Source organism: Aquabacterium sp. UBA2148, from assembly GCF_002328915.1.
GTDB lineage: Bacteria > Pseudomonadota > Gammaproteobacteria > Burkholderiales > Burkholderiaceae_C > Aquabacterium > Aquabacterium parvum.
Genome location: NZ_DCXA01000145.1, coordinates 1 through 10,272 on the forward strand (window position 1 = coordinate 1; position 10,272 = coordinate 10,272).

A 10,272-nucleotide genomic window follows, 5' to 3' on the forward strand; every position below is an offset into this window, starting at 1 on the left:
TGGGCACCTTCTGCAGGTCCAGCGGCAGGCGCACATTGGCCTCCACGATGGACCAGGGCATGAGCGTGGCCTCCTGGAAGACGAAGGCCAGGCGCCGGCCTGCCGGGGCCTGCGCGCCTTGCAGCAGCGCGCTCTGGCGCCACCATTGCAGGCGCCCGTCGCTGGGCTCGATCAGCCCGGCCACGAGCTTGAGCAGCGTGCTCTTGCCGCAGCCAGACGGGCCGATGAGCGAGACGAACTCACCCGGCATCAAGGTGAAGTCGGTGGGGGCCAGGGCCTGGGTGCCGTTGCGGTAGGTCTTGCAGACCGACAGCGCTTCGACAACGGGTGTGATGAAGGCGGGGTTGGGGGCCAGCATGGTGCGCTCCACGGGGTTCAAGGCATGACCTTGATCTGCTTGACGATGTCCAGCGTGAAAGCCTTCTGCCAGGGCGCGTCGGCCTTGAGCAGCTCTTCCTTGACCATGTAGTCGCGCGTGGCCTTCCAGCGCGCCTCGGTCATGGTGCCCACGCCTTGTGTGGCGGCGTCACCGCTGTCGAGCACCTTGAGCGCCTTCATCTGCTGGATGCCGAAGGCGATCTGCTCGTCGCTCATGTTCGGGTTGTCCTGCTTGATCAGGGCGTTGCCCGGCGCGGGGTTCTTCAGGTAGCTGACCCAGCCTTTCATCGAGGCCTCGACGAAGCGCTTGACCACGTCCGGCTTGGCCTTGAGCAGGGTCTGCGTGGTGACGATGCTGGTGCCATACGGCGGGTAGCCGTCGTCGGCGAAGAGGAAGAACTTGTGCGGCACGCCCTTCTTCAGGGCCTGGAAGGGCTCGGAAGAGGGGTAGGCCTGCTGCGCCACGTTGGTGTCGGCGAAGAAGGGCTGCAGGTTGAAGGTGTAGGGGCGGGTCTGCTCGTCCTTGAAGTCGTACTTCGACTTCAGCCACGGCCACCAGCTGGTGCGGTTGTTGCCGGCCACGAGGATGGTGCGGGTCTTGAGATCGGCCAGCGACTTGACGTCGCCATGCGTGAGCATGCCCTGCAGGTCTTTCTGAAAGCTCGCGGCCACGGTGACCACGGGCAGGCCCTTCTCGACGCCTGAGAGCACCTGGAAGTCGTAGCCGATGATGAGGTCGGCCTGGCCTGCACTGAGCAGCTGCATGCCGTTGACCTGCGGGCCGCCCATCTTGATGGTCACGTCCAGGCCTGCTTGTTTGTACAAGCCCGTGGCCACCGCCTGGTAGAAGCCACCGTGCTCGGCCTGGGCGTACCAGCTGGTCAGGAAGGTGAGCTTTTCTTGCGCGTGAGCGGGGCGGTGCAGGGCCGAGGCCAGCAGGGCCAGGCCGCCCAGCGCGAGCGCGTGCAGGTGGCGTCGTGATGGGCGCAGCGTGGCGAGTGAGCTGCATGCAGACGCAGACGCAGGCGCAGACGCAGAAAGCGATGGGGAGACAGAGAAGCTGAAAGAAGGAAGCTGACGAAGCCGGTTGAACATGGCAGACCTCTGGCCGGTTGGGTGGGGTGAACCTCCGGTGGCCTGCGGGGCCGATGCGTCAGTGGCGAAGCCTGTGAGGCTTCGCGGCACCCGACACACAGCCGCCCCGTGGGCCACCGTCGTCGGGAGCAATTTCCTGTTGATGCCAGCGAATTTGCCGTGCACCAGACTGAACGCTTCTACTCCGTCAGTTTGATCTAACGCAAACGGCGTGCCTGATTGCATGCGCCGTTGTGGTGCGCGGTCGGCCGCTTTCGTTCGCTTGCAAGCGCGATCGGTTGGCGGTGCACCGCGCCGCTATCCTCTGGGCATGCCGTCTTTCACTCATCCGCTCAGCTCCCGCCTGCCCCAGGTGGGCACCACCATCTTCAGCGTGATGTCAGCGCTGGCCCAGGAGCACGGGGCGCTCAACCTCTCGCAAGGCTTTCCCGACTTCGAGCCGCCAGCCGAGCTGCTGAACTTGCTCGACCAGGCCGCGCGCGGCGGTCACAACCAGTACGCGCCCATGGCGGGCATGCCGGTGCTGCGCGAGGCCATCGCGGCCAAGGTGGCGCAGCTCTACGGCGCGCAGTACGACGTGGCCCACGAGGTGACCGTCACGGCGGGTGCCACGCAGGCGCTGTTCACCGCCATCGCCGCGCTGGTGCACCCGGGTGACGAGGTCATCGTGTTCACGCCGGTCTACGACAGCTACGCACCCTCGGTTGAACTGCAAGGCGGCAAGGTGATCTACGCCGACCTGGCACCACCCGGCTACCGCCCCGACTGGGCCGCCGTGAAGGCGCTGGTGACGTCGCGCACGCGCATGATCGTCATCAACAGCCCGCACAACCCCACGGGCACGGTCTGGACGGCCGATGACATGCGGGCCCTGGCCGACATCGTGCGCGGCACTGGCATCGTCGTTTTGTCAGACGAGGTCTACGAGCACATGGTGTTCGACGGCGCGCGCCACGAAAGCGTGATGCGCCACCCCGAACTGGCTCAGCGCAGCGTCGTGGTCTCGAGTTTCGGCAAGACCTACCACGCCACGGGCTGGAAGGTGGCCTACGCGCTGGCCCCGCGCGAGCTGATGGCCGAGTTCCGCAAGGCGCACCAGTTCATCGTTTTCACGGTGCACGCGCCGTCGCAGGTGGCGCTGGCCGAATTCCTGAAACGCCCGGGCTGGTACGAGCAGCTGTTGGCGCTGTACCAGGGCAAGCGCGACATCTTCCGCCAGGCGCTGTCGGGGTCGCGCTTCGAGCTGCTGCCTTGTCAGGGCACCTATTTCCAGTGCGTGAAGTACGCGGCCATCAGCGACGAGGGCGACCGCGCCTTCGTTGAACGCCTGACCCGCGAACACGGCGTGGCGGCCATCCCCGTGTCGGCTTTTTACCCCGATGCGCGCGACCATGGCGTCATCCGCTTTTGCTTTGCCAAGTCGGCCGACACGCTGAGCCGGGCCTTGGAGCGGCTGGTCCAGCTTTGAAGTCGCCTTTCCTCCCTCAGTGAGAACCCGAAGTCAATAGGGGCAATCGGTTACATCGCTTGCGAGTGGTCGCGGCTGTGCGCTCCGATGGGGCGCTGACAATCTCCCACTGCATTCGATCGAGGGATGGTTTCACATGGCATGGCTTCGTTGTATGGCTGCGGCGGTTTGCGCCGCGTCGCTCCTGTCTGCTCCCGCGCAGGCCGCGCAGAAGGTTTGCGTCTACGACTTCATCGGCGCGTCCGGTGACCTGTTCAACATGGTGCGCGACTACGCGCTGGCCATGCAGCGCGACGGCGTCTTCCTCGAACTCAAGGGCTACAACGACGAGGCGGCAGCCCTGGAGGCCTACAAGAGCGGCCAGTGCGATGGCTTCGTGGGCACCGCCTTTCGCTCGCGCCAGTTCAACGCCGTGGCCGGCTCGATCGATTCGTTGGGTGCGACCACCATCGTGCGCAAGGGCAACGTCGACATGCCGGCCTCGTACGAGGTCATGCGCAAGCTGATCCAGACCTACGCGGCGCCTTCGCCCCAGGTCGCCAAGCTGATGACCAATGGCGAGCACGAGGTGGCCGGCATCGCCCCGGCCGGTGCCGCCTACCCCTTCGTCAACGACCGCAAGCTCAGCTCGGTCGAGGCCCTGGCGGGCAAGCGCATCGTGGCCTTCGACTACGACAAGGCGCAGGGGGCCATGATCCAGCGCATCAAGGCCATCCCCGTGTCGGCCACGATCTCGAACTTTCACCTCAAGTTCAATGGTGGCCAGGCAGACATGATGGCCGCGCCCACCATCGCCTATCAGCCGCTGGAGCTCAGCAAGGGACTGGGCAGCAAGGGGGCGGTGGTGCGCTTCCCGTTGCTGTTGGTGTCCTACCAGATGGTCATTCGTCATGCGCAGTTCCCCGATGGCTTCGGTGCCAAGTCGCGCACCTTCTGGGCCGGTCAGTTCGATCGCATGCTGCAGCTGATCCGCCGAGCCGACACCACGATCCCGCCGGCTCGTTGGGAGGACCTCAACCCGGACGACGCCGTCAAGTACACGCTGCTGCTGCGCGAGTCGCGCATCCAGTTGACCCAGCAAGGCCTGTACGACAAGCGCGGCCTGAAGGTGCTCAAGCGCATCCGCTGCCACGTCAACCCCGGCGACGCCGAGTGCGAGACCAAGCTCGAAGAAGAATGACGTGAGCCAGGGTGTTGGCCCTGCCGACACAATCGGGTGCATCGCTGCACACACGGAGTTCAACACCATGCCCGCCCTGCCCGAGCTGATGACCGAGATCGGCATCTCGCACCCTGGAGGCCCCGAGGTGCTGCAGCCGCGTCGCGTGCCCGTTCCACACCCCGGGCCGGGCCAGGTGTTGGTGAAGGTGCGCGCCGCAGGCGTGAACCGCCCCGACGTGCTGCAGCGACGCGGGCTCTACCCCATGCCGCCCGGCGTCACGCCCGTGCCGGGCCTGGAGGTGGCCGGCGAGGTGGTTGCGCCGGGCGAAGGCGTGACCGGCTTCGCGCTGGGCGATGAGGTCTGCGGCCTCACCGATGGCGGCGGCTACGCCGAACACTGCCTGGTGCCCGCTGCGCAGTTGTTGCCCAAGCCTGCGGCGCTGGACTTCGTGCAGGCGGCGGCCGTGCCCGAAACCTTCTTCACCGTCTGGGCCAACCTGTTCATGATGGGCCGCGCCCGCGCGGGCGAGACCTTGCTGGTGCACGGCGGCACCAGCGGCATCGGCATGACGGCGCTGATGCTGGCGCGCGAGTTCGGTTTGCGCGCCGTCTCCACCGACGGCGGACCGGACAAGGGCGAGGTGGCGCGCCGCTTCGGCGCCGAACTCAGCATCGACCACCGCACCCAGGACTTCCTGCCCGAGGTGATGGCCTGGTCAGGCGGTCAGGGCGTGGACCTGGTGCTCGACATCCTGGGCGCCTCGGCCTTCGAGCGCAACCTCGCGGCCTTGAAGAAGGACGGGCGCCTGCTGCTGATTGGCTTCATGGGCGGCGACAAGGTCGAGCAACTGAGCATCCTGCCCATCTTGCTCAAGCGCCTGGTGGTGACGGGTTCGACCATGCGGGCGCGCACACCGGCTGAAAAAGCCGACATCGCCCGGCAGCTCAAGGAGCAGGTCTGGCCGGTGCTGGCGGCTGGGCGTTGTGCGCCGCACGTGTACCGCACTTTCGCGCTCGATCAGGCCGCCGAAGCGCACCGGCTGATGGAAAGCCGGCAGCACGTCGGCAAGATCGTGCTGACGACTTGAGGCCAGTCTTTTGCACCAGGCGCCGTTTGGGACAGGCGCCCCAGGGGGCACGGCCGCGGGCCGTTCTTCACGCCGTGAACAAGCGTTTGGCGTACAGCCCCAGACCCGTGGCCACCGAGGCCAGGCGGTCGCCACGCACCGCGCGAGCGCCCGGGAAGGCGGCTTGCAGCGCGTCCGTCAGCAGCTTCAGGCCGGTGGAGCCACCCGTGAAGTACAGCGCCCCCAGTTGCTCGGGCTTGAGCCCGGCTTGCTGCACCGTGTCGCGCGCGCAGGCCACGATGCGCTCCAGGTCGGCGCGCAAGGCCTGATCGGCCTGGCCTGCGTCCAGCCCGTTGTGCAGGCCCGCTTCGATCAGGCCCAGGTCGATGTCGGTGGCGCCGCCTTCGGCCACCGCGATCTTGGCGGCCTCGGCGCGGCCCACCAGCGCGTGCCCCAGGCGCTCGCTCACCACCTTCATCAGGCGGCGGTGGTGGGCAGGCTCGCCGTAGAAGTCGACCATGTTGCGCAGCTCGGCCACGCGCGAGGGCTGGTAGACCGTGTTGATCAGGTGCCAGGTGGTCAGGTCGAAGTAGACGCGGCTGGGCACCGGGCGCGGCGGCTGGCCGAGCACGCTGGGCCCGAAGCCACCCAGGCCCAGCATCGGCATGATGCGCGCCAGCGAGAGGTGGCGGTCGAAGTCGGTGCCGGCGATGTGGATGCCGTGGTTGGCCAGGATGTCGTCGCGGCGCTCTGTGCGCTGGGCACGCTCGGGCCCCACGCGCACAACCGAGAAGTCGGAGGTGCCGCCGCCGATGTCGGCCACCAGCACGTGTTCTTCGCGTCCGCAGTGCTGCTCGAAGTCGAAGGCCGCCGCGATGGGCTCGAACTGGAAGGCGATGTCGGTGAAACCCACGGCGCGCGCAGCGGCTTCGAGCGAGGCCTGTGCGGCCGCGTCGCGCTCGGGCTCATCGTCCACGAAGTACACGGGGCGGCCCAGCACAACCTGTTTGAGCGGCTGGCCACCGGCCTTCTCGGCCTGGTTGCGCAGGTGACGCAGGTAGCCGGTGACGATGTCGAGGTAGCGCACACCCAGGCCCTGGCCCACTTCGGTGGTCTGGTCGATCAGGGCCGTGCCGAGCACGCTCTTCATCGAGCGCATCAGGCGGCCTTCATAGCCATCGATGTAAGCCTGAACGGCGGCGCGACCGAAGCAGCGGGGCAGGGTGTCGTCGCCACCGGGGCCGGGCAGGGCCGAGGGCGGCAGGTCGTCGGCGTCGGTGCAGTAGAACACCGCGGTGGGCATGGTCAGCTGTTCGCCTTCCAGGGGCACCAGGCGCATGCCCGAGTCGGCCTCGATGGCGATGGCCGAATTGGAGGTGCCGAAGTCGATGGCGCAGAAGTTCATGTCAGCAAGCCGCGTCATGCGGTGAGAAGGCGGCGCTCAGGCAGCGGGTCGGTGCCGCTTTGGCAGCGGGGGCGCGATTGTAGGCGGTCATGGTGGCAGGGCGTTTCACGCTTTGGCATCGCCCGCATCGCCCACCTTGCCCGCATCACCCGGGTGGTCGGCGTCGCCGCTGTGACGCCAGGCCGCCGGGCTCTTGCCCGCCCAGCGCTGAAAGGCGTGGATGAACGCCGCCGACTCAGCGTAGCCCAGTTGCTGCGCGATGGTCTCCACCGGCAACGTGGTGTGGGTCAGCAGGTGGCGGGCCTTGGCGTAGCGGGCCTGGGCCAGCAGGTCCCGGAAGTTGCTGCCTTCATCGCTGAGCTGACGGCGCAGCGTGCGCTCGGACAGGTCCAGCGACTTGGCCACGTCCTCGGCGCTGGGGTAGCTGCCGCTGAACAGACCCAGGTGGGTCAGCACGCGGTCGGACAGGGTCTCGGTGCTTTGTTGCTGGGCCACGAGCTGCTGGTCGCACATGGTGCGGTACATGGCGTGGGCGTTGCGGTCGGCGGTGGGCAGGCGCAGGCGCAGGTGCTCGTTGCGGATCCAGAAGCGCGCCTGTGCATGGCCGAAATTCACGGGGCAGCCGAAATAGCGTTCGTAGGAGGCGGCGTCGTCCGGGCGCGGGTAGGGGATGTCGATGCGCTCGGCGTGGATGTCCAGGCCCAGGGTGACCTGCATGTCGCGCACCAGCTTGTAGGTGCCGGCGATCTCGCCATCGACCCGGAAGCGGAAAGCGCGCGGCTCCATCGCCATGGGGCTGAGCACCAGGGCGCTGACGTGTTCGCCCGGCTCGAAGCCCAGGGTGCCGAAGAGGTAGGTCAGGCGTTGGTAGCGGATGCCGGTCTGCAGGGCATCGTAGGCCGTCTCGCAGGTCATGAGCAGCATCACCAGCGGGCCATAGCCGGCCAGGCCGTAGAAGCCGCCGAGCTTGAGGCCGATGAGCGGGTCGCTGACGGACTCGGCCAGGTCGGCGTGGATGCGCATCTCGCGGCTGCGGTCGATGCGCGTGCTGGGGTCCAGGCGTTCGAGGCTCAGGCCATGGCGTTCGAGCACCGGACGTGGGTCTTCGCCGAGCTGCTGCATGCCTTGCACCAGGTAGATCAGGCCGAGGATGGAACGGGTGCTCATTTGACTTGTGTCAATCGGGGGCCCGGGAGAGGGCTGTTTGACCGGCCGGATGGCCGAAACGATCAATCATTGGTCGAATCTAGCATGGTGGAGGGGGTGGCGCCTGCGCACCATGGGGACACACGGAGACACATCGCACGGCCACACCGGCAAAAGCGATCCCCACTGAACCTCATCAGAAAGGTGCCCCACCATGAACGCTCAAGCGACCCCCTCGACCAACGTTCGCCACGTCGAAGTCGCCATCGCCGGTGCCGGCTTCGGTGGCCTGGCCATGGCCATCCAGCTGCAAAAGCACGGCATGAACGATTACCTCATCCTTGAGAAGAAGGGCGAGGTCGGCGGGGCCTGGCGCGACAACCACTACCCCGGTGCCGCCTGCGACGTGCAGTCGCACATGTACTCGTTCTCGTTCGAGACCAAGTCGGACTGGTCCAAGCGCTACGCGCCGTGGCACGAGATCCAGCAGTACATCCTCGACACGGTCAAGAAATACCGCCTGCGCGAGAAGATCCTCTTCAACCAGGAAGTCGACAGCGCCGTCTTCAACGAGGGCATCGGCAAGTGGGTGATCAAGACCATGGGCGGCGAGACCATCATCGCGCGCCACTGGGTGCTGGCCTCGGGCCCGCTGCACGTGCCGGCCATCCCCGAGATCAAGGGCCTGGACCAGTTCAAGGGCAAGGTCATGCACTCGGCCGAGTGGGACCACCGCTACCCGCTCAAGGGCAAGAAGGTGGCGTCCATCGGCACCGGCGGCTCGGCCATCCAGTACGTGCCCGAGATCGCCCCGGACGTGGCGCAGCTGCACGTGTTCCAGCGCACCCCGGCCTGGGTCATCCCGCGTGACGAGCGCTCGTACTCCGCTTTCCGCAAGTGGACTTTCAAGGCCCTGCCCTTCACCCGCACCCTGCACCGCTGGCGCTGCTACTGGACCAACGAGTCGCGCCTGTGGCCCATCCTCAACCCCTGGATGGCGAGCATCGGCGAAGGCCTGCTGAAAAAATTCATCAGCTACCAGGTGAAAGACCCGGCGCTGGTCAAGAAGCTCACGCCCGACTACACCCTGGGCTGCAAGCGCATCCTCATCTCGAACAAGTGGTACCCCACCTTCAACCGCAAGAACGTGGAGCTGGTGACCGACGAGCTCTCGCACTTCACCGAAAACGGCATCGTCACCAAGGACGGCAAGGAGCGCAAGCTCGACTGCGTGATCCTGGGCACGGGCTTCATCGTCGACCCGCGCATCTACATGAAGAGCTTCGAGCTGCGCGGTCGCAACGGCCACGAGGTGCACAGCGACTGGGCCAAGAGCCCGACGTCCTACCTGGGCATCACCACCGCCAACTACCCCAACATGTACATGCTGGTGGGCCCGCACACCGGCCTGGGCCACAACTCCATCATCTTCATGATCGAGGCACAGGTGGACTACATCATCAAGTGCATCGACCTGGTCAAGCAAAAGGGCGCCGACTACATCGACGTCAAGCCCGAAGCCATGACTCGCTTCCTGGGTGAGATGACCGACGCGCTCAAGGGCACTGTGTGGAGCTCGGGCTGCAAGAGCTGGTACCAGACCGCCGACGGCATCAACTTCGCGATCTGGCCCAAGAGCACCTGGCGCTACTGGCTGCAGACCCGCCATGTCAACGAAGCCGACTACGTGTTCGGCAAGTGCACGGGCAAGCTGGCGGGTGGCCAATCGTTCTCGGGTGGCGTCTCGCCCATTGGGGCGCTCGCTGGTGACCAGGCCATGGCCCGTGTGGCTCAGCGCTGAGGCGCAACGACGGATTTCCGATCATCGGTTTCACGGAGGGCGCGTCTCCTGCTCCTCCGTGGTGGGGAGGTTGTGTGGGCCCTCAGCGGCGCACGCGGCCTTTTGACAAGGGATCACTCCAGGGTGGTCCCTTTTTTTCATGCCGTTGTGAGGACAATCGGGCCTGACTCGCACTCATCAGAAAGCAGGCATGGGACCTTCCTTCAAAAGCCGGCGCCACGGCGCCCACCGCTTCACGGCATGGCTGGCTTCGCTGTGCATCGGCTGGTTGGGCTCGGTTGCCTTCGCGGCGAGTGCCATGGCCGACGCCGGGCCAGCGCCTGTGCCGGCCTCTTCCGAGCCAACTGTTGTCGAGCACCTTCACTGCGAAATCCGCTACGCCAGCCAGGTCTGGGACCTCGACACCCTGCCGACCCACCAGCCCTTGCAGGCCAAGCGACACGACCTGGGCCGGCGCTTTGCGTTCCGCGCCGTGGCACGCGCCAGCCAGGCGGGCGATGGCCGCATCGCGCACGTCACCGCCCAGGTCTTCGACCGCGAAGCCGACCAGGAGCCCATGGTGCAGCAGTTCCGCCGCTCACCGCCTTGGCCTGCGGGCAGCCAGGCCCCTGCGTTGACGGGCTGGCAACACGTCTACTCGGCGGTGCTGGGGCGCGAGCTGGTCTATGGTTGCGCCGTGCGAGCGGGCCCCCCACCGGGCGTGGCCGACGTGCCGGTGCTGCGGGCGGCCCGTGCTTCCAGCGGCCTGCCG

The 10,272-nt window shown here is 66.8% G+C and carries 9 protein-coding genes; 5 read left to right on the forward strand and 4 right to left on the reverse strand.

Translation table 11 applies throughout. The annotated features are described in order from the left end of the window. Positions 1-358: ATP-binding cassette domain-containing protein (locus tag B2W70_RS07895; protein ID WP_286744531.1), on the reverse strand; the 358-nt coding region annotated here is incomplete at its 3' end. A 17-nt stretch (positions 359-375) separates the two neighbouring features. Beyond that, entirely contained in the window at positions 376-1,473 is a 1,098-nt protein-coding gene (locus tag B2W70_RS07900) for an ABC transporter substrate-binding protein (RefSeq protein ID WP_286744533.1), read from the reverse strand. A 310-nt stretch (positions 1,474-1,783) separates the two neighbouring features. Between B2W70_RS07900 and B2W70_RS07905 the strand changes: the two genes are divergently transcribed. The 3 genes from B2W70_RS07905 to B2W70_RS07915 all read left to right on the forward strand — a co-directional run bounded on the left by B2W70_RS07905 (position 1,784) and on the right by B2W70_RS07915 (position 5,190). After that, complete coding sequence (locus tag B2W70_RS07905) at positions 1,784-2,941, forward strand: pyridoxal phosphate-dependent aminotransferase (protein WP_286744535.1); 1,158 nt, start codon at positions 1,784-1,786, stop codon at positions 2,939-2,941. Positions 2,942-3,077: 136 nt separating this feature from the next. Beyond that, positions 3,078-4,121 (forward strand): putative solute-binding protein, encoded by a 1,044-nt coding sequence (locus B2W70_RS07910; RefSeq protein WP_286744537.1) that lies wholly within the window; start codon positions 3,078-3,080, stop codon positions 4,119-4,121. Positions 4,122-4,188: 67 nt separating this feature from the next. Beyond that, positions 4,189-5,190, forward strand: coding sequence for an NAD(P)H-quinone oxidoreductase (locus tag B2W70_RS07915; RefSeq protein ID WP_286744539.1), 1,002 nt, complete (start codon positions 4,189-4,191; stop codon positions 5,188-5,190). 67 nt (positions 5,191-5,257) lie between these two features. Here B2W70_RS07915 and B2W70_RS07920 read toward each other — a convergent pair whose 3' ends face one another. Together B2W70_RS07920 and B2W70_RS07925 are read right to left on the reverse strand one after the other, a co-directional pair. Then, positions 5,258-6,592: an Hsp70 family protein gene (locus tag B2W70_RS07920; RefSeq protein WP_235513752.1), complete on the reverse strand. Its 1,335-nt coding sequence runs from the start codon at positions 6,590-6,592 to the stop codon at positions 5,258-5,260. Positions 6,593-6,679: 87 nt separating this feature from the next. Beyond that, positions 6,680-7,741: an AraC family transcriptional regulator gene (locus B2W70_RS07925; RefSeq protein WP_286744542.1), complete on the reverse strand. Its 1,062-nt coding sequence runs from the start codon at positions 7,739-7,741 to the stop codon at positions 6,680-6,682. A 193-nt stretch (positions 7,742-7,934) separates the two neighbouring features. Between B2W70_RS07925 and B2W70_RS07930 the strand changes: the two genes are divergently transcribed. Next, a complete protein-coding gene (locus B2W70_RS07930) occupies positions 7,935-9,521 on the forward strand; it encodes a flavin-containing monooxygenase (protein ID WP_286744544.1) in 1,587 nt (528 codons plus the stop codon). A gap of 190 nt (positions 9,522-9,711) precedes the next feature. After that, a partial coding sequence (locus tag B2W70_RS07935; protein WP_286744546.1) for a hypothetical protein occupies positions 9,712-10,272 on the forward strand: 561 nt, incomplete at its 3' end.

Coding starts and splice junctions, on each gene's coding strand:
- B2W70_RS07905 (WP_286744535.1), top strand. CDS start 1,784: ATGCCGTCTTTCACTCATCCGCTCAGCTCCCGCCTGCCCCAGGTGGGC.
- B2W70_RS07920 (WP_235513752.1), bottom strand. CDS start 6,592: ATGACGCGGCTTGCTGACATGAACTTCTGCGCCATCGACTTCGGCACC.
- B2W70_RS07910 (WP_286744537.1), top strand. CDS start 3,078: ATGGCATGGCTTCGTTGTATGGCTGCGGCGGTTTGCGCCGCGTCGCTC.
- B2W70_RS07900 (WP_286744533.1), bottom strand. CDS start 1,473: ATGTTCAACCGGCTTCGTCAGCTTCCTTCTTTCAGCTTCTCTGTCTCC.
- B2W70_RS07930 (WP_286744544.1), top strand. CDS start 7,935: ATGAACGCTCAAGCGACCCCCTCGACCAACGTTCGCCACGTCGAAGTC.
- B2W70_RS07925 (WP_286744542.1), bottom strand. CDS start 7,741: ATGAGCACCCGTTCCATCCTCGGCCTGATCTACCTGGTGCAAGGCATG.
- B2W70_RS07915 (WP_286744539.1), top strand. CDS start 4,189: ATGCCCGCCCTGCCCGAGCTGATGACCGAGATCGGCATCTCGCACCCT.